Annotated in this window: 15 protein-coding genes; 7 read left to right on the forward strand and 8 right to left on the reverse strand. The window is 66.2% G+C overall.

All coding sequences use genetic code 11. From position 1 onward, the window contains the following. Window positions 1-48 precede the first annotated feature (48 nt). The 6 genes from ACLJEU_RS09680 to ACLJEU_RS09705 all read right to left on the reverse strand — a co-directional run bounded on the left by ACLJEU_RS09680 (window position 49) and on the right by ACLJEU_RS09705 (window position 10047). The gene (locus ACLJEU_RS09680; RefSeq protein ID WP_414664761.1) at window positions 49-1251 is read right to left on the reverse strand and encodes a hypothetical protein; all 1203 of its coding nucleotides are present in this window, start codon (window positions 1249-1251) and stop codon (window positions 49-51) included. A gap of 123 nt (window positions 1252-1374) precedes the next feature. Further along, window positions 1375-4371, reverse strand: a complete 2997-nt coding sequence (locus ACLJEU_RS09685) for a hypothetical protein (RefSeq protein ID WP_414664762.1) — start codon at window positions 4369-4371, stop codon at window positions 1375-1377. Window positions 4372-4401: 30 nt separating this feature from the next. Continuing rightward, the gene (locus ACLJEU_RS09690; protein WP_414664763.1) at window positions 4402-5970 is read right to left on the reverse strand and encodes a sulfatase; all 1569 of its coding nucleotides are present in this window, start codon (window positions 5968-5970) and stop codon (window positions 4402-4404) included. A gap of 118 nt (window positions 5971-6088) precedes the next feature. After that, window positions 6089-7525 carry a sulfatase family protein gene (locus ACLJEU_RS09695; RefSeq protein ID WP_414664764.1) on the reverse strand — a complete coding sequence of 479 codons (1437 nt, stop codon included), beginning with the start codon at window positions 7523-7525 and terminating at the stop codon, window positions 6089-6091. Window positions 7526-7544: 19 nt separating this feature from the next. Next, window positions 7545-8507: a hypothetical protein gene (locus tag ACLJEU_RS09700; protein ID WP_414664765.1), complete on the reverse strand. Its 963-nt coding sequence runs from the start codon at window positions 8505-8507 to the stop codon at window positions 7545-7547. 10 nt (window positions 8508-8517) lie between these two features. Continuing rightward, on the reverse strand, window positions 8518-10047 hold the full coding sequence (locus ACLJEU_RS09705; RefSeq protein WP_414664766.1) for a sulfatase family protein: 1530 nt from the start codon (window positions 10045-10047) through the stop codon (window positions 8518-8520). 179 nt (window positions 10048-10226) lie between these two features. Here ACLJEU_RS09705 and ACLJEU_RS09710 point away from each other — a divergent pair, with 179 nt between their 5' ends. The 5 genes from ACLJEU_RS09710 (at window position 10227) to ACLJEU_RS09730 (ending at window position 18518) form a co-directional block, all read left to right on the forward strand. Next, window positions 10227-12002 (forward strand): alpha-L-rhamnosidase-related protein, encoded by a 1776-nt coding sequence (locus ACLJEU_RS09710; RefSeq protein ID WP_414664767.1) that lies wholly within the window; start codon window positions 10227-10229, stop codon window positions 12000-12002. A gap of 23 nt (window positions 12003-12025) precedes the next feature. After that, complete coding sequence (locus tag ACLJEU_RS09715) at window positions 12026-12949, forward strand: SMP-30/gluconolactonase/LRE family protein (protein WP_414664768.1); 924 nt, start codon at window positions 12026-12028, stop codon at window positions 12947-12949. Between the two features lie 79 nt (window positions 12950-13028). Further along, window positions 13029-15962, forward strand: coding sequence for a family 78 glycoside hydrolase catalytic domain (locus ACLJEU_RS09720; RefSeq protein ID WP_414664769.1), 2934 nt, complete (start codon window positions 13029-13031; stop codon window positions 15960-15962). 28 nt (window positions 15963-15990) lie between these two features. Then, complete coding sequence (locus ACLJEU_RS09725; protein ID WP_414664770.1) at window positions 15991-17427, forward strand: MFS transporter; 1437 nt, start codon at window positions 15991-15993, stop codon at window positions 17425-17427. Window positions 17428-17483: 56 nt separating this feature from the next. Further along, window positions 17484-18518 carry a LacI family DNA-binding transcriptional regulator gene (locus ACLJEU_RS09730; protein ID WP_414664771.1) on the forward strand — a complete coding sequence of 345 codons (1035 nt, stop codon included), beginning with the start codon at window positions 17484-17486 and terminating at the stop codon, window positions 18516-18518. 15 nt (window positions 18519-18533) lie between these two features. Here ACLJEU_RS09730 and ACLJEU_RS09735 read toward each other — a convergent pair whose 3' ends face one another. Next, the gene (locus tag ACLJEU_RS09735; RefSeq protein WP_414664772.1) at window positions 18534-20351 is read right to left on the reverse strand and encodes a hypothetical protein; all 1818 of its coding nucleotides are present in this window, start codon (window positions 20349-20351) and stop codon (window positions 18534-18536) included. 319 nt (window positions 20352-20670) lie between these two features. On the opposite strand from ACLJEU_RS09735, the gene ACLJEU_RS09740 reads away from it, so the two are divergent. Beyond that, window positions 20671-21840 (forward strand): ScyD/ScyE family protein, encoded by a 1170-nt coding sequence (locus ACLJEU_RS09740; protein ID WP_414664773.1) that lies wholly within the window; start codon window positions 20671-20673, stop codon window positions 21838-21840. A gap of 226 nt (window positions 21841-22066) precedes the next feature. Here ACLJEU_RS09740 and pelA read toward each other — a convergent pair whose 3' ends face one another. Next, window positions 22067-23314 carry a pectate lyase gene (pelA, locus tag ACLJEU_RS09745; protein ID WP_414664774.1) on the reverse strand — a complete coding sequence of 416 codons (1248 nt, stop codon included), beginning with the start codon at window positions 23312-23314 and terminating at the stop codon, window positions 22067-22069. A 192-nt stretch (window positions 23315-23506) separates the two neighbouring features. On the opposite strand from pelA, the gene ACLJEU_RS09750 reads away from it, so the two are divergent. Further along, complete coding sequence (locus ACLJEU_RS09750; RefSeq protein ID WP_414664775.1) at window positions 23507-24319, forward strand: SDR family NAD(P)-dependent oxidoreductase; 813 nt, start codon at window positions 23507-23509, stop codon at window positions 24317-24319. Window positions 24320-24428 lie beyond the last annotated feature (109 nt).

A 24428-nucleotide genomic window follows, 5' to 3' on the forward strand; every position in this document is an offset into this window, starting at 1 on the left:
GCGGGAGCCGCCGTGGAAGAAAGGTACCATGGATGTCGGGGTGGTTCCCTAGTAAGTGACTTCAACCTGGGCCCAGACCTTTTGCACGTTCGGAAAAGCGAGACGGTCGCGGCGGAAGTTGGCGAACTTGAGCATGCCGGTGACGAACTTCCCGAACTTGCGGGTGAGCTGGGCGTCGAACTCCCCGCCAAATTTCGTGCTGCCGACGTTGCTCTGGAACCAATGATACGAGGCGGCCACCGCGAGCGCCGCCGGCAGGCTGGCGGTCGCCTTCACGAACGTTTCCTCGAGGCCGGACGCCGGCGTGGTGAGAAAGAGATCGGCCCAGCCATTCACGGCGTGAAGCGTGGCGAGCGGCGTCTTGAAGCCGACGTTGTGGTCCGAGCCGAGTTGCTCGTAGCCGACCGTGATTGTGCCGGGCTTGAAACCGAGGCCGGCGAAAGCCGTGACATAGGATGCGCGGTAGTCGAGCGGGCTCGAGCCGTGATCGCGCTGGGTGGCGGCTTCGGCGCGGTACAGGACCTTCACGTCGGGCGAAACCGCCTGCGTGCCCGAAAAGCTGATACCGTACGTGGCGCACGAGTTCGCCGCGGCGTGCTTGAAGTCGAGCCAGTAGCCGTAGACGGCGAGCGTGCCGGCGGCGAAGCCGGTGTAATTCGCGTTCACCACGTGCGAATCGGACTTCCACCGGCCCTGCGGATGCCGCCGGCTGAACACGCGGTTGATCTGATCGAGATAGCCATAGGTGAGCGTCGTCTTCGCGAGGGATTTGTCCTGCAGCACAACGGCATCGAACGTCTGCATGTTTTGCCGCCAGCCGACGTCGCCGATGAAGCGCGCGTTGTCGAGCACGAGGCGCTGGCGGCCGAGCGTGGCGCTCGTCTGGCCGGTCGTGTAGGCGATGAACAGCTGGTTGACTTCCGTCGTCTCCGGGTCGCCCACAACCGCGCGACCGGTGCCCGCGGCGTTCAACCCGGACTGACTGTAGGCGTCGCCGTCGGCGGCCACGATATTTTCCCCCTCGGCCATCGCCTTGAAGCCCAGCCACGGTGCCGTGGTGAAGCCGAGCCGCGTGCGCAGCGTGAGCGCATCGGCCGAGCGCAGGCCGGTCTGCTCCACGCCCTCGTAACGCAGCCGCGTGTTGAGCGAGACCGTGCCGTTTTCAAGCGCGCTGCCGAGCGAATCGGCGGCGGCGAGCGGGCCGGTCACGGCGATCAGCAGGGAGAGGCACGGGAGGAAGGACGCTTTCATGGTGGCGGACGGTCGTTCGGTCACGACGCAGTGTATCAACCACTCGACCGACGGGCCTTGATGCGGATCAATGTCCCGCGATTTCACTCCCCACGCTCGCCGGGCCGCCCCGGCGCCGCCGAATCAGAACCGGAAACTGCTGGTGAACGTGTACGTGCGCGGCTCCTTCAGGTTGTAAACGGCGACGCTCGGCGTGTGCCGGCCGTCGCGGGTGTCCACGGTGATCAGCGGAAATACCGTGTGCTGATCGAGGACGTTGCGCACGTTCATCTGCAGCCGCCAGTCGATGCGGTCCTTGAAGATCTTCCGCTTGTAGGTGACCCATGCGCCGAAGGTCGCGTAGCTCGGCGCGTAATACGGCGAGGTGGGATCGAGGACATTGCGGGAGTCGACCGCGAAGCCGTTGATCGCCTTGCCGCGCGCGTTCATGCTGCCGCCGATGGCGAATCCGTTCAGCGGGGTTTCGCGGGAAAACTCGTACGTCTGAATCAGGTTCAGCGTCCAGTTGGACGCGAAGTTGGCCGACGGGCTGTTCCGGATGGCGTTGAAGTTGACCAGCGTGTTTTCCAGATCCGCCACGCGCTGCGCGACGGTGAGGCCGTTGGTCGCATCGAGGTTCTGCCACTCCGGGTGCGATTTGATGATCGGGATGTACTCGGCCATGTACTGGTTGATGTAGACGCCGCGGGCCGTGGTGGTGTTGTCGCCGCGCTTGCTGCCGTTGAGTGTGACGCGCCACTGCCGGGTCGCGTTGGCCGTGAGCGAGAACTCCCAGCCCTTCGACGTCGTCGACACGCTGTCCGCCCACACGGTGCTGAGCGTGGAGTACGGCGAGGTCAGGTACTTCACGTCGTTCGTGAAATTGCTCACCGCGATCCACAGCTGGTCGAACTGCTTGAAGTTGCCGGCCGCGTTGTTCGAGATGCTGTCCGCGCTGTTCAGGTTGCTGTTCGTATAGTACGTGATGTCGAGGAAGACGCGGCGATCGAGAAGGGAGAACTTCACCCCGTAGTCGCTGCCCTTGCCCTGCGGGTTTGGCAGGAGATCGCCGTAGACATTCCGCGTCCCTGAGTTCACCTGAAAATTATTCGAGGTGTTGTAGCTCAGACTGACCCAGGGAAACGCATGAAACACGAGGCCGCGGCTGTAGGTGCTGCCGCCACGCTCGGCCCGGCTGCCGGGCATGAACTTCCGCACATCGATGCCACTGGGGCGCGGCGCCGTCCCGTTCGCGTCGCGCAACGCCACGAAGTCGTTGGGCACGGCGAGCCATGACGTCAGGTCGTCCTGGCGCAGGCCGTTCGTGACGACAACGCGGTCCTTCCAGAAGAAACTCTGCAACGCGAGCGCGCTCGTTTTGACGACGGACTCCGTCATCGTTGGGCCTTGCTGGGCGAGAAACGCCGGGGTGATGCCGGTCGGGTTCCGGGCCGGGAGCGGGTCGTTGGCGTAGAGCACGGGAATCGCCTCGATGTGGCGGCCGACGGATGTGCCCACTTTGTTGCGCGCCGGATCATAGTAGTAGCGATATTGAATGCCGTTCGCGGCATTGGTGATCGCGGCCGCGGCGCCGGTCGTGACGAGCGGCGTGGTGTTGAACAGGCCGTTGTTGCTCGACCAGCCTTGCTGGTTGCTCTGCTCGACGAAGACGGCGGCCTGGTGCCGGCCGAGCTGACGCAGCCAGCCCTTGGTGTGCCGGGCGAAATCGAATTCATATGACGCCATCGCGCGGAGATTCGTGGCCTCGTTCGGCGCGTCGATGATCGTGGACTGCGACTGGCTGTAGAGGCGGCCGACATTCGGATTCGGCGAACCGTCCGGCAGCTGCCGGTTGGGATCGACGTAGATGTAACTCAGCTGGCCGACAAAGCCATTGATCGCCTTCAGCTTGCTGTCGACGCGGTTGACCGCCGCCTCGATGAAGAAGTCCCGCGTGATCTGCTGCTCGAGAAACACGGACATCATGTCGTAGTCGGTCAGCCGATACGCCGAGTTGCCGAAGGCGCTAGCGAAGGTCGGATAGATGGCGTCGTTCACCAGCGAACGGAAGTTTCCGCCGTTCACCGGAAAGCCGTTGGCGAACGTGGTCGGCGCGCTCTGCCCCTGGTTGGTCAGCCGCTGCGTGGGAATCGGCGTGCCGCCGGCGGAGAACTCGGTGGAAACCAAGCCCGCGAACGCGAAGTTCTGCGTGCCCGCGGGCTTGCCGCCGGCGACATTCGTGTACGTCGCGATCAACGGCGAACCGGCCGCGAGCCACGGCGACACGGCGTCGTAGTCGGGCCAGGGGCGGACGCCCGACTGCTGGATGTGACCCTTCTCGTAGTTGGCGCGGACGGTCGTCTTTTTGAAGGGCGTGAAGTTCACCGTAACGAAATTCCGCCGCTGGTACGTGTTGTTCTGGAGGCGGAAGTCGTTCAGCCCCTCGAAGACGCCCGCGTAGCGGATCGCCAGGTAGTTTTTAATCAGCACGCGGTTGAGATCGACGGTGGCGCGATGGCCGCCTCGGCTGTCCATCTGGTACTCGAGCGCGATCGCGTTGCGTGGTTTCGCCCGCTTGGTCGACGAGACGAAGGCGCCGGCGGCGTTGCCCAGCCCGAACAGGATGGCGTTCGGCCCGCGCGTGAACGTCAGCGCCTCCGAGTTGAAGCGATCCTGCGGGATGTTGTTCGAAAAGAAATCCTGCGCCACGACCGTGGTCGCGCCGCCGCGCGTCACGTACTTCGTCGGGATGTTGATGAAATCGTTGCCGTTTCCGGTGATGTCGGACGTCGACATGACGAACGGATCCGTGTTCGGCGCGAAGGCCATGAGACCGTAGATGCTCGTGGCACCGAGATCGTCCATCATCTGCTCGGTGAACACCGTGATCGACGACCCGATGTCCTTCAGCTCGGTCTTGAGGCGCGTGCCATTCAGCGTCTGGGTCGCGAGGTAGCCTTTTTCCGTGCCGGCTTCGACGGTGAAGGGCGAGAGCACGACGGCGTCGACGGTGACGCCCGCGGGAGTGGTTTCAGCCGCCGTCGCCGGGAACAGCGCGAGTCCGACCAGAAACAAAGCGTGAAGGAATGCGGTGTCGCGCGAACGCGTGGGAAGCGCGGGTGGGTTCGGTGGGAGGTTCATGTGGGGTTTGGGGTCGGCTGAATAGTGGGACTATTTCGCTTTCTTGCCCTTCGTCTTGGGTGCCTTGCCTGTCTGGGCGCGCGGATCGTAGTCGGGATTGCGCGGCGGCACGACGGCGTCGGTGTCTTTCAGGAATCCGGTGATCAACGCATTGAGCTCGGCGACCCGGGCGGGCTGCTGGGCCGCGAGGTTTCGCGTCTCGCCGAGGTCGTCCTTGAGATTGTATAGCTCGAGGAGATCGGACTGATCGTCGTTGAGGCAGTAGAACCGGATCAACTTCCAGTCGCCGACCCGCACCCAGGTCGACGCCAGACCGCCGGAAGCCGGCGTGGTGTGCGGGAAGTGACAGAAGGTCGGGCCGCGATCGTGAGCTGTTCCGCGCAGCGCGGGAGCGAAGCTTTTGCCGTCGAACTTCAGCGTATCCGGAATCTGGAGCTTCAGGACGTCGGCGAACGTGGGAAAGAAATCGACGCTCTGGATGATGGTATCCGTGACCGCGGCGGCCTTCGTCAGTCCGGGCCAGACGATGACGCACGGTTCGCGCGTGCCGCCCTCGTAGGTGGTCGCCTTGCCGCCCCGCAGCGGCGCGTTGCTCGTGATCGGAATGTCGGCGATGCCCAACGCCTGGGTCGCCTCCGGCGTGCCGGCCAGCCAGTGCACGCCGCCGTTGTCGGAGAAGAAAACGATGATGGTCTTCTCCGCGAGCTTGAGCTCGTCGAGCGTGTCGAGGAGCCGGCCGACGTTGTCGTCGAGGCTCTGCACCATCGCGGCGTAGACAGGGTTGCGCTGGCCGCTGCCGGGCGGGAGCTTCGCCGCCTTGGCGCGGTATTTCTCGATCAGGGCGGGCTTCGCGTCGTACGGGGCGTGCACGGAGAACGCCCAGTAGTTGATATAGAAGGGCTCGTCCTTGTGTGCCTTCATGAACGCGATGGCTTCAGTCGCCATCCGGTCCTCGATGTGCTCGCCGGGCTGGCCCGTGAATTTCAGCGCTTCGGGGAACTTCCACGGTGCGACGTAGCTGCCGGCGGGACCGGGGCCGGGCCAGTGCGGATAATCGACGTCGAAACCCTGCTGCAGGGGGCTGTACGGTTCGGGCCCGAGGTGCCATTTGCCGAAGTGTCCGGTCGCGTAGCCCCCGGCCTTGAACGCCTCGGCGAGGGTGTAATAGCTCGTGTCGAAACGCGTCACGCTTTGTGCGACGAGCACCTTGGCCGTCGGCGCGGCCTTCTTGATCGCGCTCTTTTCCATGATGACCTGCGGCAGGTGACACACCGGCGCGGTGATCCCGATGCGCGCCGGATAGAGTCCGCTCAGGATGCTCGCGCGCGTCGGCGAACACAGCGGGTTGGCCGCATACGCCTGTGTGAAACGGAGCCCGCGCTGGGCGAGCCGCTGGATGTTCGGCGTCTCGTAGAACGCGTTCGGCCGGTTGAACGTCGTGTCGCTCCAGCCGAGATCGTCGGCGAGGATGAACACGAGATTGGGCCGGCCCGTTCGCGCCGCGGGATTCGACGAGGCGGGGGGAGTCGCGGCGTGCGTCGTGGCGGCACCGGCGACGAGCGTGAATGCGAGCAGCGTGAGGTGGCGGGAGAATTTCATGGGCAAATCGAAGGGGAGGTGAAAAGCCGGGTTTGGCTTCGGGTCGTGTTGACGACGGTAGCCGTGAGGGCAGGCGAAGCTGCGTCCGATGCAGCGATGGCTGCGCCGGTCGCGCGCCTCACGGCGCCTTTTTCTTCTTTGGATTCTTGCGCGCGGGGGTGGGGGCGGAGGCGGTTTTGTCGACGTGCGCCGAGAAGAACACTTGGTCCTGCGGGTGTGTCTCTGTGGGCAATCCAGGCGTCAGCAACGTGGCGTCCCAGGCCTTCAGCCGCTCGTACAGGCGCGCAGCAATCTCCGGCTTCTCGGCGATCAGATTGCGCGTTTCGCCAGCGAGAGCCTGCGTGTCGAAGAGATAGCGCTGCTGCGGCCCGAGCAGGACGAGTTTCCAGTTCGCCTCGGCGATCGCGGCCTGCGAACGCCAGCGCCAGAAGAGCGCGTCGTGCGGCACGCCGGATTTTTCTCCGGTCAGGTAGGGCACGAGGTGAACGCCGTCGAGCGCCGGGTCGGCAGGCAGGCCGGCAAGCGCCACCGCGGTGGCGGCGACGTCGAGCGAACTCACCATCGGCTCGTACACGCGACCGGCGGGGAGCGTGCCGGGCCACGCGGCGACGAACGGCACGCGGACGCCGCCGTCGGTGAGCATGCCCTTTTCGCCCGTGAGCGGGAGATTCAGTGAGCCGTTCCACGCGCCCTCCTTGAGCGGCGCGCCGTTGTCGCCGATGAAGAACACCAGCGTGTCCTTCTCTAGGCCGCGCGCCTTGAGCGTGGCGCGCACGCGACCGATGCCCTCGTCCATCGCCGCCATCATCGCGAGGGCCTGGCGGCGTTCGAGCGGCAGATGGGCGGGCGTCTGCGCGAACCACGGTTCGGGCGACTGCAGCGGCACGTGCGGCGTGAAGTACGCGAGGTAGAGAAAAAACGGATCGGCCGCGTGTCGTTCGATAAAGGAGACGGCGGCATCGGTCTGCCACACGCAGCGAAAGCGGGCGTCGGTGAGGCGCTGGGGCGCGTTGGGCAGGCGGTTGCCCTTGAGATCGTGCGACGCGATGAAGGTGTTCATCGGCCCCGTGTAGTAATCGTCGAAACCCTGCGCGAGCGGCAGGAAGGCGTGTTCGCCCGCGGCGACCGGGGCGGTGCCGGCGGCGCGCGGCGGCGGCTCGAGATGCCATTTGCCCACCTGGCCCGAAACGTATCCGGCTGCTTTCAAACGTTCCGCGATCGTCAGCTCGGCGAGCGGGAGCGGCCCCTTCGTGTTGTCGTCGACGCCGAAGCGCTGCTGGTAGCGGCCGGTGATCACGCCGCTGCGCGACGGCACGCACTGCGGCGCGGTGACGTAGCCGCGGGTGAAACGCACGCCGTCGCGGGCCATCGCGTCGAGATGCGGCGTGCGGATGTCCCGGTCCACGCCCTGCGCACCAAGATCGGCAAAGCCGTGGTCGTCGCTGTAGATCAGAATGATGTTGGGCTTGCGCGCGGTCGCGGCGCCGACGCTGGCCGCGATGGCCAACGCCAGGGTGAGTGGGACGAGCAGGGCGGGGCGGAGAAAACGGGACATGGGGCAGGGGCGTGATGAATTAGGGATTCGTGAGTTCGGCGCGTTCGGTGCCGTACTTTTTTGCGAGGGCGTCGAGCCGGGTGTTGATTTGCGCCTCAGTGCCCACGACGAGCCAGTAGCGGTAACGGTACGTGGACTTCGGGCCGAGGTTCACGCGGTCGATCGGTGCGACATGCATGCACGGACCGGCGGCGGGATCATCGGTGTTGCCGCCTGCGTGCGGTCCGAAATTCCACGGCTGCGTCGCGGCGGGACTATAGACCGCGACGCCCTGACCGTTCGGCGCGAAGAGCGCCATCGCGTTCCGCGGCGGACGGGTTTTTCCCCACGGCGGGCCGGGCGGCTGCGTTTCCGGACGCCACTGTCCGTCACCGAGGTAACTTTTGATCGTGGCGAAATTGCGGGTGAAGTAGCACGCGGGAATTTCCTGCGGAGACAAGCGGGCCGGACCCCAACGATCATTCTCGCCGCGCTGCGCGGTGAATTCGCAGCGCACGACCACGACGTCGGGCATCTCCGGCTCAAACCCAGTCCACTGCCGCATCAGCGCCGCGGCCTCCTCGTTCGGCATGTCCCACAGCTTCGGCACAGTCTCGGCATAGAGCGTCGAAGTGTCGTTGCGCTGGAAAACCGTGACGCGGGCCCACGAGGACACGCCTCCGCCTTGGATGGGATTCCACGACCACGGACTCCACGCCTTGCTCTGGCCGTCGGCCTGGCGATCAAGGCGAAGACCGGCGTAATACGACTGCTGGATCAAACGGCCGGGGTCGGCGGAGTTGACCATGTTTTGTGGATACGCGGCCCACGAGAGCCAGGTGATGGCGGCGCCCTTGGCGCGGTCGATGCCGACCTTGACGGTGCCGTTGTCGATCGTGAGCAGGTCCTCGGTGGGGGTGGGCGGCTTCGCGGCGGAAGCGAGGCGCGGAAGTCCCGCCAGCGCGAGCGCAGCAAGGAGGAGGCGGGGGAGGCGACGAGTCATGGGATCGTTCTCAGCGGGATTTGCCGGCGGCAGCGGGATTGGAGGTGAGGTACTCCTGAATCGAGTAGTAGGTCTGCTTGCCGTAAAGGCGCGCGTCCTCCTCGACGAGTTCGTTGCTGTTGAAGCTCCACGCGTCGCCTTTCGCGGCCATGAGTGCGGCCAACCGGGCTTCGAGCTCGCCGCGAATTCGGGCGTGGGCGGGGTCGGCGGCGAGGTTGTTCATCTGATGAGGATCGCGCTGATGGTCGAAGAGCACCCACGGTTCGTTTTCGTAGCGCGCGTAGGTGTAGCGATCCGTGATCACACCGCGCCACGGGCGGGTGATTTGATCCGGACGATAAGGCACGAAGATTTGCAGCAGCACGGCGTCGGGGCCGGCGGTGGTTTCACCGCGTGCGACGCGGGACAGGTCGGCGCCTTGCATGTGCTTCGGCACCGTGAGTCCGGCCAGCCCGAGCAGCGTCGCGGGCATGTCGACGTGACTGAAGAGCGTGTCGACGACGCGACCGGCGGGGATCTTTGCCGGCCAGCGAATGATGCCGGGAACGCCGGCGGATTCCTCGTGCGGCTTCCGCTTCCGACGCATGCCGTGCGAACCGAGCATGTCACCGTGGTCCGAGGTGAATAGAATGATCGTGTTCTCATCCTGGCCCGTTTCCTTGAGCGTCTGCAGCAGGCGTCCCACTTGATCGTCGATGGCGGTGATCGCGGCGTAGTACGCGGCAATCTCCTCCTTGCCGCCGGTCCTGACGTAGCTGCCGCCGGGCAGGTCGGGCCGCTGGTAACGGGGCGGAATGGCGTTGCGTGCCGGCTGGATCTCGCTGTTCGGCTGCCAGCTTTTGGGCGGTGTGATTTTTTCCGGGTCGTACCGCTTCATGTACTCGTCTGGTGCGCCGTAAGGATCGTGGGGCGGCCCCATCTGCATCATGAGGAAGAACGGCCGGCCGGCCGGCTGGGCCTTGATGAACTCCACGGCGAAGTCACAGGAAGCCTCGGGTTCGAACTTGCGGACGAGAATCATCTCGGGCGTATCGCGAAAATAATACGGCAGGAAATGCTGGTGGTGGCACTCGTAGGCCGCCCAGAACTCGAAGCCCTGCCGACGTGGACCCGGCGGAATGAAACCCGGCTCGCGCGGGCCGCCGTCGAGGTGCCACTTGCCGACGAAGCCAGTGCGGTAGCCGGCATCGCGGAGCAACTCCGCGATCGTCGTCTCCGATTCCCGGAGACGAAGGTCATTCGCCATCATTCCGTTCACATGCGGATACGTGCCGGTGAGCAGGATCGCGCGCGCGGGACAACACACCGGGACGTTGGCGTAGGTGCGTTTGAAACGAATTCCCTCCCGCGCCATCTGATCGATGTGCGGCGACTGTACGTCCGGATTGCCGGCCACACCCATCGCCGACGCGCGCATCTGGTCCGGCAGAAGGAGAATGATGTTGGGGCGCGCAGCCGTCGCGGCGGAAGCAAGCAGGCTCGTGAGCAAGAGTGTCGCAGCGAAACCAGAGCGCTGCAGAAGTCGGGACAGCAGAGGCATGGCGATGGGAAACGGGACCGGCCGGAGACAACGCGAAAGGGGTTTTGGGGGATCAGCGCAGCTCGCGAGGCAACGCGACGACTGTTTACAGGAAACGATTCCTTTTTCCGGTTGTATTCAAGAAGAAATCTGTTCGCGTCGACGCCAGCCGGGCCCCGACTTCATGTTCACCGGCTTACATGATCTTTCGCTCCACCCTGGCTGTCCGTGTGTGCGCGCTGGTGCTGGCCTCGCTCGGCGTGGTCACGGCCGGAGCTGCGCCCACTTTTCCTGCGGGCACGGCGCGTCCGCCGCAGGCGAGTCCGCTGAGCGCATGGATCATGGCGCCGACGCGCGTGGTCTGGACCAGTCCAACGGGCGCCGCACATGCGTCTCATCTACTCGGCGCAAAACCCGGTCAGGCTCTCCTCAAGGATCCGCAGCCGCCCTGCGTGCTGGCGCCGGCCGCGAAGGGAGGTGCCGGCGGGGGCGTCTTGCTCGATTTCGGCACCGAGCTGTCGGGCCATGTGGAAATCATCACGCCGCTCGCGAAGGACAAGGAGCCGCCGCTCGTACGTATCCGGTTCGGAGAGTCGGTGGCCGAGGCGATGGCCGAGCTCGGCGGCGAACCGAATGCGCAAAACGACCACGCCCTGCGCGACCAGACCGTGCGGCTGCCGTGGCTCGGCAAGACCACGGTGGGCCCGAGCGGTTTTCGTTTTGTGCGGATCGACAATGTGGATCCGCTGCTGCCCGTCAGCCTCAGTGAAGTCCGCGCCGTGCTGCAGTTGCGCGATGTCCCGCAGATCGGATCATTCCGCTGTGACGACGAACGCCTCAACCGCATCTGGCAGGTCGGCGCCTACACGGTTCATCTCAACATGCAGGATTACCTCTGGGACGGCGTGAAGCGCGACCGATTGGTGTGGATTGGCGACATGCATCCCGAGGTGGCGACCATCAATGCGGTCTTTGGCTTCAACGACGTCGTCCCGCGCAGCCTCGATCTCACCCGCGACGTCACGCCGATCACCGAATGGATGAACGGCATCAGCTCCTATTCGATGTGGTGGGTGCTGATTCACGAACAGTGGTGGATGCATCACGGTGACCGCGCCTACCTCGGCGCGCAGAACGTCTATCTACAGGCCTTGTTGAAGAAACTCGCCGCGCTGATCGGGCCCGACGGGCGCGAGCGCATCGATGGCATGCGGTTTCTCGACTGGCCGAGCTCGCCGAATCAGCAGGGCGTGACCGCCGGATTGCAGGGCCTGCTGGTCATGACGCTCGAGGCGGGGGCGCGCCTCCTCCGTGAGCTGGGTGACGAGTCCACTGCCGCCGTCTGCACCGAGGCCGCCGCGCGGGGCCGTCGCGTGGTGCCCGAAGTCAACGCCTCCAAGTCCGGTGCGGCGCTCCTGGTGCTCGCGGGCATGAGGGAGGCGCGCCGCACGGCCGAGGACGTCCTCAAGGTGGGTGGCCCGCGCGACCTCTCCACCTTCTACGGCTACTATGTGCTGCAGGCGCTCGCGCGTGCCGGGGAAACGGATACGGCGCTCGATTTCATCTCCCGCTACTGGGGCGCGATGCTGGATCTCGGCGCGACGACGTTCTGGGAGGACTTCGATCTGGCGTGGGTTGATAACGCCGCCCGCATCGACGAACTCGTGCCGCCGGGCCGGAAGGACGTGCACGGTGGTTATGGCGCGTATTGCTATATCGGATTCCGTCACAGCCTGTGTCACGGCTGGGCGAGCGGCCCGACCGCGTGGTTGAGCGAAACCGTCCTCGGCATCACGCCGCTCGAACCCGGTTTCAAGCGCGTCCGCATCGCGCCGCAACTGGGCCGGCTGCGCTGGGCCGAAGGCGCTTATCCCACGCCGCTCGGCCCCGTCACGGTCCGCCATGAGCGCCAGGCCGACGGCACCGTGAAGTCCACCATCGCCGCACCCGCCGGAGTCACCGTTGTACGTCCATGAACCGACCGCTGTTTTCCTCAACCATGAAGAGTGTGCGTGGGCTCGGGCTTGCCGTGGGCGTGTTCGTTTCTCTTCTGCACGCAGGGGAACCGCCCACCGGTCCGACGCACTCGCCGCCGCCGATGTTGGGAACGCCGGTGCTGGTGTCGGAGAATAACTATAAATGGCTCGAAGGCGCGCGTTGGGATGCAGGGCGGCGTCGCTTGCTCTTCACCGATGTGTTCGGCGAAACCCTGAACGAATTGACGGCGCAGGGAGAAGTGCGCGTGGTGCGCACGCCGACCCGTCAGTCCAACAATCTCGAGTTCGATCCGCAGGGCCGGCTCGTCGCGTGCGAGATCATCGGACGCGTGGCGCGTTTCTCGCTCGTCGACGGCAGCGTGGTCGATGCGGTGACCGACTACGCGGGTCACACGCTGAAATTTCCCAACGATCTCGCGATTCGCGCCGACGGCACGGTGTTCTTCTCCGACTCGAAAGTCCCGCGCATCTTCCGCATCGATCCCGCCGGCCGGCTCGAACCGGCATTGGTGGACGGAACGGGCGACGCCGGGGCCAACGGTCTCGCGCTTTCGCCGGACCAGACGATTCTCTATGCAGCCTTCACGCAGGCCAACGCGCTCAGGGCCTTCACGGTCTCGCCCTCCGGTCGTCTGACCGGGCCGCGCACCGTCGCGCCGACCGCAAAGACCCCCGATGGTCTTTGCGTCGATCATCTGGGCAACATCTACGTCGGCACCACCGCGGGCGTGCAGGTCTTCCAACCGGACGGCCGCATGCTCGGTGTGCTCGCGCTGCCGGGCCTCGGGCCGAAGGACCGGGTGACGAAGTGCGTGTTTGGCGGCGACGACGGCCGCACGCTGTTCGTGCTCGTGCCCACCAAACTCTTCCGCGTGCCGGCGCAAATTGCCGGTTGGCCCGCGCCGCCGGCAGGTCGGAAATCCTGAACGGTGCGCGATGCGGCGCACGCCGCGGTGCCTCCGGTGCGTGCGGTGTTCCCATCAGTCACTTTTGCAGCTCCTCCCCATGACACCTTCCTCCCTCCTTCGATTTTCCAAGCTCGCGTCCGCTTTGCTGGTCTCGGTGTTCCTGTTCGCTGGCGCTGCCCGCACGTTCGCGCAGCCGGCTCCGGCCGGCGTCACAATCGCCGCGCTGCGTTGCGAGTATCTGGAATCCCCTGACACCATCGACGCCACGGCGCCGCGGCTGTCGTGGCGCCTGGAATCCGCGCGGCGCGGTGCCGCGCAGACGGCCTGGCAGATTCGCGTCGCGTCGACGGCGGCGAAGCTGGCGGCAGGTGAGGGCGACTTGTGGGACAGCGGCCGCGTCGCTGGATCAGCCACGAACCAGATTGCGTACGCCGGCCGCGCGCTGGCGTCGCGCGCGGAGTGTTTCTGGCAGGTGCGGATTTGGGACGACCAGAACCAGGCGTCGGGTTGGAGTGCGCCGGCGCGTTGGGCGATGGGGCTGTTGTCGCCGGCGGACTGGAATGCGGAATGGATTGCGCACCGCGATGAATCGCCGCTGCACACCGATCGGAAAACGCTGCACCTGCCGGCGCCGCGGCATTTCCGCCGCGACTTCACCGCATCGAAACCCGTGCGGCGCGCCGTCGTGTATGCGTCGGCGCTCGGCCTCTATGATCTCTACTGCAATGGTCGTCGGGTCGGCGACGCGTTCTTCCAACCGGGTTGGTCGGACTACCTGAAGCGCGCGTATTACCGCGGGCATGACGTCACGGCGCTGGTGCGTTCCGGCGGGCCCAACGCGATTGGCGCCATCGTGGCCGAGGGGTGGTATTCGGGCTATGTCGGCTACGGGCTGCTCGTCGGCTACGGCCCCAACCAGGTGGGACGGTACTTTTACGGGAAGACGCCGGCGTTGCGGGCGCAGCTCGAGATCGACTTCGTCGACGGCACGCGCGAGACGATCGGGACCGACGCCAGCTGGCGGGTCACGGAGCGGGGACCGACGCGCGAGGCGGATCTGATCATGGGCGAGGCCTACGATGCGCGGGCCGAACTGGGCGACTGGTCGGCGCTGGGCTTCGACGCGAAGGCGTGGGAGACCGCGGTACCGGCGGGAGCGAATCCGCGGCTGAAGGCGTTGTATTCCGATGCAGGCGGCCGGCGGGAGGTCGATCTCGGCTTCGTCCCGCCCGCGATCATGCAGGCCTATTCCGCGCCGCCGATTCGCGTCACGCAGGAACTGCCCGCGCGCCGCATGTCGGAGCCGAAGCCCGGCGTGTACGTGTTCGACCTGGGGCAGAACTTCGCCGGCGTGGTTCGCCTCAAGGTCCGGGGCGCCGCGGGCACGCGCGTCCAGCTGCGTTTTGGCGAGATGCTCCACCGCGACGGCATGATCATGACGGAGAATCTCCGCCGCGCGCGCGCCACCGACTTCTACACGTTGCGCGGCGATCCGGCGGGCGAGACGTGGTCGCCGCGCTTCACGTATCACGGATTCCAATATGTCGAGATCACCGGTCTTGCGGCCGCCCCGGGGCTCGATGCCGTCACCGGTCTTGTGCTGCACAACGACACGCCGCTCACCGGTGGCTTCGAGTGCAGCGATCCGATTTTGACGCAGTTCGGGCGCAACGCCCAGTGGACGCAGCGCGCCAACTTCGTGGAGATTCCGACCGACTGTCCGCAGCGAGACGAACGCCTCGGCTGGATGGGCGACGCCCAAGCCTATGTGCGAACCGCCAGTTTCAACGCGGACGTGGCGGCGTTTTTCACCAAGTGGATCGACGACGTCGGGGAGGCGCAGCGCAGCTTCGGGGCTTATCCGGACTATGCGCCGTATCCGATGACGCATGGCAGCGCGGGGAAGAGTTTCGGCACCGGGTGGACCGACGCCGGAATCATCTGTCCGTGGACGATCTGGCAAACCTACGGCGACACCCGCCTGATCGAGCGTCATTGGAATTCCATGACGCGCTTCATGGAGTGGCGTCATGCCAGCACCACCGTCGAAGGCCTGGGCACGAGTCTCGGCAATCCCTGGGGCGACTGGCTCAACGTGAAGGAGGACACGCCGGTCGAGTTCATCGACACCTGCTATCATGCGCTCGACTGCACCCTCATGGCCGAGATGGCCGCCGCGATCGGCCGGCCCGTGGAGGCGGCGAATTACCGCGCGCGCCGGGCGAAGACCCAGGCGGCGTTCACCAAGGCGTACCGGAAGGCCGACGGCACCCTGAACGTGGCTACGCAATCCGCCTACGTGCTGGCGCTCTGGGTCGGGCTCGTGCCCGAGAAGGATGTGCCCGCCGCGACGGCGGCGCTCGTGGCGCGAATTGCCGGGAACGATCACCGCATGGCGACGGGTTTTCTCGGCACGCGATCGCTGCTGCCCGCGCTTTCGGCCCACGGCCAGCACGACCTGGCCACGCGGCTGTTTCAGAGCCGCAAGTTTCCGAGCTGGGGTTACGAAGTCTCGAACGGCGCGAACTCGGTGTGGGAGCGCTGGGACAGCTACACCGCCGAGCACGGCTTCAACGGCGCGAATGGCAACCAGAACGCCGCGATGAACAGCTTCAGCCACTACGCGTTTGGCGCGGTGATGGAGTGGGCGTATCGCGTGCTGGCCGGCATCGATACCGACGGTGCCGGTTACCGTCGCATTGTGATTCGCCCGCGGCCGCCCGCTCCCGGCAGCAATCCCGACCAGACGCCGATCTGTTGGGTCAAGGCGCACTACGATTCGATCAACGGCCGGATCGCGAGTGCGTGGAAGCTCGAAGGCGGTGCGTTCACGCTCGAGGTCACGATTCCCGCCAACACCTCCGCCGTCGTGGTGTTGCCCAAGGCCACCGCGGAACGCACGACCGAGAGCGGCGCTCCGCTCGCGAGCGCGACGATTGCCGGCGTGCGCACGATCACGCCCGACGGCGAAGCGCTGCGCGTCGAGGTGGGAGCGGGCTCCTATCGCTTTGTCGTGCGCGCCGCCGAATGACGCCCGCGGCGATGCATCGTCGATCCCAGTGAGTGCCGACTCCTCCGCCGATCCGAGTGGCAGCGCGCGGCTGCCGTGTCGGACAAAGTTTACGTGGGCGCTCGGTTCGCTCGGTGACAACTACGCCGGCAACACGATCGGCCAGCTGAAGGATCCGGTGTACACGGTTGCGCTCGGAGTGCCTCCGGAAATGATCGGCTGGGCGCTCTCGGTGCCGCTCGTGCTCGACGCGTTCTTCGATCCGGTGGTGGGTTTTTGGTCCGACAATTGGCGCGGACGGTGGGGGCGCCGGCGTCCGTTCATCCTCGCTGGCGCGATTCTGCTGGGCGTGACGATGACGCTCCTGTGGCTGCCGCCCGCCGGCAGCGGATGGAGTCACGCGGCGCTCGCGGCTTACTTTCTCGGCGCGACGATGTTGTTCTACGCCGCGTACAGTTTCTTCCTCGTGCCCTACCGCGCGCTCGGGCTCGAGCTGACGACGGACTATCACGAGCGCACGCGGTTGCAGGGCTGGGGCATGATGGTCGGGTTGATCGGAGGACTCGGACTGCCGTGGCTCTACAAGATTGCGCTCTTGCTCGGCGGCGCGGGCGTGGGATCGACGGCGTCGGCCGACGCCATTCTCGCCGGCGCGCGCTGGGTCGGTGCGGGCGTCGGTATCCTGATCCTGGTGACGTGCCTGGTGCCCGCGCTCGGCTGCCGCGAGCCGGCGTTTCAGCCGTCGCCCTCGAAACTGCGCCTCGGTCCGGCGCTGGCGGCGACCCTGCGCAATCGGCCGTTCCTGCACATGCTCGGCATGAATTTCTTCGCCACGGTCGGGATGTACTCGCCGGTCACGGTGTCGCTGCTGGTGAGCATCTACTTTCTGTTTCAGGGCAACCAAGATGGCGCGGCCACGCTCACCGGTTATCTCGGCATGGCGCAGATGATCGGTTCGCTCGCGGGCGTGCCGATCAACACCGGGGTCTCGGTCCGGCTCGGCAAGCGCGGTGCGGCCTTGATTGCGCTCGGGATCGGAGCGGCGGGATTTGCATCGCTGTGGTGGACGCTGCTGCCCGCGCATCCGTACGCGGCGCTGGCGTCGCAGTTTTTGATCGGCTGGGGCATGCAGGGCGTGTGGTTGATGTCCGCGACGATGAACGCCGACGTCTGCGACAGCGACGAACTCGCCACGGGCCAGCGCCGCGAGGGCGTATACGGGGCGGTGTTTGCCCTGGAGCAGAAGATCGCGTTCGCCGTTGCCGCGCTCCTCGGCGGTTATCTTGTCAGCCGCTGTGGATACGTCACGAGCGCGGCGCCCGCGGGCGAGGTGCAGGCGGCGTTGCGCACCACGCTGGTGCTGACGCCGCTCGTGGGGCTCACGCTCGCGGCGGCGGCCATTGCCACGTATCCACTCACGCGCCGGCGGGTGCTGGAAATTCAAGCGCAGTTGCCGGGCCGGCGGGCGGGGGCACGTTCGCCGTGAAGATTCGGATTCCCTCGACGCAACGCGGGACGTACGTTCGCGGTACGAACTATCCCATGAGAGCCCGTCTGATCGATGTTGCCGCGCGTGCGGGAGTGGCCCCGAACACGGCGTCGACCATCCTCAACAACCGGCCGGACTCGTGGGCGTCAAAGGAAACGCGGGAGCGCGTGCTGCTGGCGGCGAAGGAGCTCAACTACCGCCCGAGCAAGGCGGCGCTGGGCGTGCGGCTTGGGCGTTACAACACCATCGGCCTTGTCGTGCCCGATCTCCACAATCCGTTTTATCCGGTGCTGGCCGATTACCTCGACCAGGCGGTCGCGGCCCACGGCTACGACCTGATCCTGGAACACAGCCGGAACGATCTCGCGTCGGAACAGCACTGTTTTCAGTCGATACTCGATCGCCAGGTCGATGGCGTGGCGCTCATCGTGAGCGACCCCGAGTTGCACCGGCCCTTCCTCGCCGGTCTCGCGGTGAGTGGTCCACCGGCGGTGGCGCTGGCGGCCAAACCCGCGGTGGCGTTGCCGGTCGATGCGGTGGTCAGCGATTTCTCGGCGGGATTTGCGCAGGCGATCGATCATCTCATTGGCCTCGGCCATGAGCGCTTCGCCTTTCTATGCGCGCTGGCCAAGGGCCAGGACGACGGCAACCGGCAGGAGTTGTTTCGCAGCCTGCTTGGCGCGCGGGGCATCGCGCCGGAGGCCATTTCGTTCGTGCGCTGCGAGCATCATATCGCGAGCGCGCGCGACGCTTTTCTCGGTCTGCTCCGGCAAACGAAGTCACGCCGGCCGACGGCGCTGATTGCCATGAACGATCTGTCGGCGATCGGTGCGATGCGCGCGGCGGCGGATGAGAAACTCGTCGTGCCGCGCGATCTCTCGGTCATTGGCGTCGACAACATTCCGCTCGGCGAATTCCTGCCGGTCGCGCTCACGACGATTGCGCAGCCGATCCAGGACATGGTGGCGCGTACCGCCGCGCTGCTGATCCAGCGCATCGAGGGCAAGGCCGCGACGCGACCGACGCAGACGGTGTTCTCCACCGAATTGCTGCTGCGCGAAAGCACGGCCAAGCCGCCGCGCCGCTGACTCGTTTACGCGCGTTCAGGGCGCGTACGTGTACCGATAGAAAAAGCGTCCGTTAGGCGCGGCGTCGCCCTGATCATAGGCGTGCATCGGATCGACGGCGAAGTCGCAGTGATCGGTCCACTTGAAGTCTACGCTGAAACCGCCGGCAGGGAGGCCGAGCTCCGCGCGGGCGATGCTCACTTCCACGTGCCGATCGGCCACTCGCGCCCGCGCCGTCGCCACCGTCGTCCACGCCCCCGAGCCGACGCGGGTTTCGACGCGTGCGTCGGTGCCCAGCCGATTCACGACGAAGGCGGCCGTTGGGGTCTTCACGTGCAACGTCAGTCCCTCCGGCAGGGCGTCGCCCGGCAACGGCGCCTGGGTTTCGAGGTAGAAGTAGACGTGGGTGGCATCTGTTGCGACCTTGGCGCGGACGAGATCGTGACGGCCGGAGTGGTTCTCGTACCGGACGAAGCGGCCCCAGCCGTGGTGATCCCGCGGGGCGGTGTCGCCCGCATCGTCGAGATAGGTTGGGGCAACCGCGGTCCAGTCGTCGAAGCGTCCGTCGATGGCCACGGTAGTCGCGGTGCTGGCCACCGGGGCGGGACGCGCGCCTTTGTATCGGCGAATCTGTGACACCAGCTGCAGATAGTAGTTGTCCTCGAAGCCGCCGCGCATCGGCTCGAGGTCGCGGCTGAACTCGGCGTTGTAGGCGTCGACGAAGAACGTGTCGCCCTTCTTCACGGGCTGCCCGAGCATGAACTTGGAGCGACCGTCGACGAAGCGCATCGCGACCCACTCGTTCCAGCCCGTGACGAAAACGAATTCCGGGTCGACGGCGATCGCGCGATCCCATTGTTCCTGGAAGAAGAGTCCGGCGCCGGATTGCTCCCCGCCCGGCGGCGGTTGTTTGCCGGCGCGATAGCTGCGGCCGATGTTCGCGATCGGATGCTGCGCGGCGGCGACGGCAATCTGCTCAGGCCGCGTCGCCGACTCGTGCCAGCCGAAGCTCTGCGGGTGGTGATCGATCCAGGGCCACTTGTCGCGGCCGTCGCCGAACCACGCGCCGGGTTTGCCGCGGGTCCAGGCCCAGGATTCACGCACCGTGAAAAACTCGCGCTGCTCCGGCGTGAGTTCGGCGGGATTGGCGAGGAGGAGCGGTTTGCCTTTCCAGAAAAACCAGAGATCGCGATGCAGGTTGCGTTGGAAGAAGTCCGTGTAGAGCTGGCTCGCGACCTTTGGCGTGCCGGAATGGAGAAGAAACGAAATGGCCGGCGTGGTCCGGCCCTGCGCGCGCAGCTCGGCGAAGATCGTGGCGATGGTGACGACCGTCGGCAGGTAGGCGCGCGCGTTCGTGACATCGAAGATGATCACGTCGACCGCGGCGTCGGCCAGTAGCTGGGCGTGTTTCCGGATGATCCAGGCGTCGTTCGACACGTAGTAACCGAAATGCGGCTCGCCCCAGTGGTGAAACGCCCCGGGCGGTCCGAATGCCGGCGCGGCCGGATTGGCCGCGATGAGCCGGGAAATATCATACGGGCTCGCAGTGTCGGCTTCGGTCGGCGGATGCACGCTCTGATCAGGCGTGGCCTTGTTGCGATCGTAGCCGTGCGCTCCGAGCCAGATGAAATAGAAAAGACCCACGTAGCGATCGCGCCGCGGCGCGGGCGCCACGCCGGGTTCGGTCACGCGTCGGTCGAGCGCGTCCGTCGCGACCCACGTATCCGCTTCGTTCGCCGGCCAGAGCGAGGGCGTGGTGAAGCGCGCACGTTCAGCCGCGGAATCTGCCGCCGGCGCCATGCCGGCGGAGGCGGCCCAAAGCGCGACGACGAGGTGGAAATGAAAGCGGGGCATGAGGCGGAAGCAGCCGAACGAGTGACGCAAGGGATGGCGGAAGTGCTGCGTCCATTCGAAGCGGCTCGCGTGAAAACGCGAACGACTTCGGGTCGCCTTCACGCGGGTGGACGGCGTGCGCCTGCAGACTTTGTCCGACATCAGAGGCCGAAGATCCATTTTTGCCGGGAAGAAATAGGGAAGAACGGGTGGGCGCGGGTGACGATTACATCGCCGTCAGGGGTTTCTGGTTGCTGTCGAAACGGGTGCGCGCTGAGTCGACGGTGTCAGTCGTTTTTCCCCAGGTTAGAATGAAAGTGAAAGTCAGTCCTTTGAAATCATGAACCCACACCCACTGATTCCCACGCTCTCCTCCGCTGGTTCCCGCCAGCTTGAACCTCAATTGATCGCGACGTCCCGGACGTGCGGTGCCAAGCGTCTGCTTGGGGTTGCCGCCGCGAGCGTTGCTCTTGCTCTCTCGGCGCATGCTGCTGCGGCCTGGCAGGTCGTGGCGTCGGGCCTCAACAATCCGCGCGGGCTGGATTTTGCACCGAACGGCGCGCTGTTTATCGCCGAGTCGGGCACGGGTGGCGACGGCCCGGAACTCACGGGCGCCGAAGGTCCGGTGAAATTTGGTCTCACCGGTTCCATCACCCGGCTTTGGAAGGGCACGCAGGAACGGATTGTGACCGGCCTGCCGTCGCTTGCCGGCGAAGGTGGATTCGCCGCCTCCGGTCCGTCGGGCATCTCGTTCGGTCCGCTCGGCCATGCCGTGTTGACCATCGGCCTCGGGCAGAATCCCGCCGTGCGCGACGCGAAGTTGGGCAGCGCGGGCGCGGGCCTCGGTTCGTTGTATCAGCTTAACCAGAACGGCAAACTGAAGCTGCTCGCGGACGTGGCGGCGTTTGAGGGCGTGACGAATGCGGACGGCAAGCTTCCCGACAGCAATCCGAACGGCGTGTACGCCGATCACAGCGCCACGTTTGTGGCCGATGCCGGCGCCAATACGCTGGTGCAGATCAACGCGAACGGTTCCATGTCGATTGCGGCCTTCTTCCCGGAACGTCTGGTGCCGAAGCCGCCGTTCATGGGCCCGGGCCTGATGCCGATGCAGGCGGTGCCGACGAATGTCGTTCGCGGTCCCGACGGCGCGCTCTACGTCAGCCAGCTGACGGGCTTTCCCTTCCCGGTCGGTGGCGCGCGGGTGTACCGCGTGGTGCCGGGTTCGGCTCCGACGGTCTACGCGGAAGGTTTCACCAACATCATCGACCTCGAGTTCGATGCGAAGGGGAATCTGTACGTGTTGGAGATCGATGCAAACGGTCTGCTCGCGCCGGAGGCCACCGGTCGTCTCGCCCGGGTCAACGCCGCGGGTGGTCCGGTTCAAACCATCGCATCGACCGGCCTCGTGATGCCGGGCGGTCTCGCGATCGGGCCCGATGGCGGAATCTATGTGACGAACTTCAGCACGTCGCCCGGTGCCGGCGAAGTCGTGCGGATTCAGCCCTGATCGTTCCGACTGATTTGGGCATTCGGGCCGCGGTTCCGGGCAACGGACCGCGGCTCTTTTTTGCCCTCGTGGGCGCAGGCGGCGCACCGGGGAGTGCGTTATACCAATCGCTCTTTGCCTTTGGACTTTAGCCGTGGCTACGAGCGCGAGCGAGTGCCGTTCGGCCACTCGCTCGCGCTCGTAGCCACGATCGATCCAGAAGTCCAAAAGCAAGGAGCGATTGGTATTATTTTGCCGGATGGGCCTTGGCCCATTTCGCGTAGTGATCGAGCGCGCGCTTGGGGCTGTCGCCGAACCACGCGTAACCGTTGCGCCGTTCCTGCGAGATGTCGTCGACGCGATCGTGAATCGTGAGATCGCGATCGCCGAAGAGCGGACGATCCGAGCCGATCTCGACGTAGCGCGGCCAGAGCGGACCGGCACCAGGGGCGGGCAGGAGTTTGCGGCCTGAGCCATCGGGAGCCGGCTTGAACGCGACATCGCGCAACGGCGTCTTTTGAAACCAAGCGGCGGCGGCGTGCACCGCCGTGACGACGTCCGGCGTCGGGTCGGCGAGTCCCATCAGGTAGAGCATGATACCCGCGCTTTCGCCGCTGGCCTGCGATGGCATCTCGTAGTTGCGGGCCCCGCACGGCGCGAGCGTGAGCATGTCGACCTGCTGGCACCACACGGTGCGGCGACCGCCGACCACGATCTGGCTCGCGAGGATGCAGCTGAGACCGCGTTGCTGGCTCGCGGCGGCGCGGTCGCGGAGATCAGGCGTGACGAACGCGAAGGGCGGCCGGCCGGCGGCGACGTGGCCCAGCAAGGTGAGCACATTGGTGAGCGCGCCGTCGTTGAACGTGATGGCGTCGTGATAGCCGCCCTCGAGCGGGAAAACCTGCGGCCAGCCGCCGTTGGGATACTGCGCGTGAAAAATGTACTCCAGTCCGCGGGCGAACGCCGCGCGCCAGCCGGCGGTGCGCGGCAACTCCGATCCCACGGCGGTGATCGTGCGCGCGAGAAACTGCAGCTGGCTGATCGTGGCGTCGTTGTCGAACGTGCCGACGTAGCCAGCCTCGTAGCCGTAACGCTCGCCCGGCCGGCGCGGTGCGAGCGTGTGGTTCGTGTTCTTGTTCCAGCCGCCCGCGGGCGTTTGGAACGTCACGACGTTGTCCGCGGCCTGCGCGGCTTCGTCGCCGGCGAACCAGGCGTTGTCCCGGTTCAGGGGCAATCCGCGGCCGCGGCCCGGGACCAGCGGTTCCTTCAGGCCGGCTGCCTTGAGTTCCGCCGCCAGCGTGGCCTGGTCGATCGCGTGCAATTTCTGGGAGCGTTGGAGATAAACGTCCCACGCGGGGCGTTGGGCGGCGGGCAGGCTCGCGAGGCGATCGCGGGTGAGGGGCAGCGCCGGCGTGTTCGTTCCGATGACGGCGGCGGGGAGTGGCGGGCTGATCAGCGCGACCAGCAAGGCGAGCGGGAGGAGACGAAGGTGCATGATGGGACGGGCTTGCCCGGCGAGACGTGTGACGGCGGTGGTGGTTTCGCGATATGACGGGGCTTGCGCGGTGGAAGCGATTGGGGAATTGGCGGAGGCGACCGGGGGCGGTCGCGGTCCCAGGGGGCGAATCGATCTTTTGGAGGTCACGTTCGGCTGGTGTGCGTCTGGGGCCCGGCCATGCTCGCGGCGATGAATGCTTCACTTACCGCTCCCGCGGCACGTCCGCTCCCGCTCGCTGGCCAGACGGCGATTGTCACGGGCGCGAGCCGCGGCATCGGTCGCGCGATCGCGTTACGGCTGGCGCAGGACGGCGCGGCGGTGGTGGCGACGGCGCGCAACGCCGACCTGTTGCGCACACTCGCAACCGAGATCACGGCCGCCGGCGGGCGCGTGGCCACGGTGGCGATGGATCTGCGCGAAGCGGCTGAACCGGCGCGGCTCGTGGCGGCGGCGATCGAGGCGTTTGGCGGCATCGATGTGGTGGTGAACAATGCCGGCGCGACCAAGCGCGGAGATTTTCTGGCGCTCCCGGATGCGGATTGGATCGACGGCTTTGCGCTCAAACTGTTCGGGGCGGTGAGACTGACGCGCGCGGCGTGGCCGCACCTCAAGGCGCGGCGCGGTTCGCTTCTCAACATCTCCGGCGTGGGCGGACGGACACCCGGCCCCGAGTTCACGATCGGCGGATCGGTCAACGCCGCGATGCTGGCGTTCACGAAGGCCATGGCCGACGTGGGCGTGCGCGATGGCGTGCAGGTCAACGCGATCAATCCCGGCTACATTCGCACGGATCGTCTGCAAATCCGTCTCGAGAAACTGGCGCGCGAACAGGGCGTTGACCTCGTTGAGGCGGCGCGACGGATCGTGGCGGCCGACACCATCGTGCGCATCGGCGAACCGGAGGATGTCGCGCAGCTCGTCGCTTTCATCGTGGCGCCGGCCTCGCGGTTTCTGCACGGCGCGATTGTCGATCTCGACGGCGGCCAGACGAAGACGTTGTAGGCAGGGCGTGCTACGCAGTACGACGCGCGGCGTGGCAGCTGTTCCCAGCAATACCTCTTCGCGTGGGAACGTCAGCAGGGGCGAGCCGCAACGGAATAGATTAATTCAG

The organism is Terrisphaera buseokensis (assembly GCF_047521145.2).
Taxonomy (GTDB): Bacteria; Verrucomicrobiota; Verrucomicrobiia; order Opitutales; family Opitutaceae; genus ER46.

What these genes read in the sequence shown, in the direction of transcription:
- ACLJEU_RS09750 (WP_414664775.1), top strand. Translation starts at nt 23,507, where the DNA reads ATGAATGCTTCACTTACCGCTCCCGCGGCACGTCCGCTCCCGCTCGCT.
- ACLJEU_RS09700 (WP_414664765.1), bottom strand. Translation starts at nt 8,507, where the DNA reads ATGACTCGTCGCCTCCCCCGCCTCCTCCTTGCTGCGCTCGCGCTGGCG.
- ACLJEU_RS09740 (WP_414664773.1), top strand. Translation starts at nt 20,671, where the DNA reads ATGAACCCACACCCACTGATTCCCACGCTCTCCTCCGCTGGTTCCCGC.
- pelA (WP_414664774.1), bottom strand. Translation starts at nt 23,314, where the DNA reads ATGCACCTTCGTCTCCTCCCGCTCGCCTTGCTGGTCGCGCTGATCAGC.
- ACLJEU_RS09735 (WP_414664772.1), bottom strand. Translation starts at nt 20,351, where the DNA reads ATGCCCCGCTTTCATTTCCACCTCGTCGTCGCGCTTTGGGCCGCCTCC.
- ACLJEU_RS09715 (WP_414664768.1), top strand. Translation starts at nt 12,026, where the DNA reads ATGAAGAGTGTGCGTGGGCTCGGGCTTGCCGTGGGCGTGTTCGTTTCT.
- ACLJEU_RS09680 (WP_414664761.1), bottom strand. Translation starts at nt 1,251, where the DNA reads ATGAAAGCGTCCTTCCTCCCGTGCCTCTCCCTGCTGATCGCCGTGACC.
- ACLJEU_RS09730 (WP_414664771.1), top strand. Translation starts at nt 17,484, where the DNA reads ATGAGAGCCCGTCTGATCGATGTTGCCGCGCGTGCGGGAGTGGCCCCG.
- ACLJEU_RS09690 (WP_414664763.1), bottom strand. Translation starts at nt 5,970, where the DNA reads ATGAAATTCTCCCGCCACCTCACGCTGCTCGCATTCACGCTCGTCGCC.
- ACLJEU_RS09705 (WP_414664766.1), bottom strand. Translation starts at nt 10,047, where the DNA reads ATGCCTCTGCTGTCCCGACTTCTGCAGCGCTCTGGTTTCGCTGCGACA.
- ACLJEU_RS09720 (WP_414664769.1), top strand. Translation starts at nt 13,029, where the DNA reads ATGACACCTTCCTCCCTCCTTCGATTTTCCAAGCTCGCGTCCGCTTTG.
- ACLJEU_RS09695 (WP_414664764.1), bottom strand. Translation starts at nt 7,525, where the DNA reads ATGTCCCGTTTTCTCCGCCCCGCCCTGCTCGTCCCACTCACCCTGGCG.
- ACLJEU_RS09685 (WP_414664762.1), bottom strand. Translation starts at nt 4,371, where the DNA reads ATGAACCTCCCACCGAACCCACCCGCGCTTCCCACGCGTTCGCGCGAC.
- ACLJEU_RS09710 (WP_414664767.1), top strand. Translation starts at nt 10,227, where the DNA reads ATGATCTTTCGCTCCACCCTGGCTGTCCGTGTGTGCGCGCTGGTGCTG.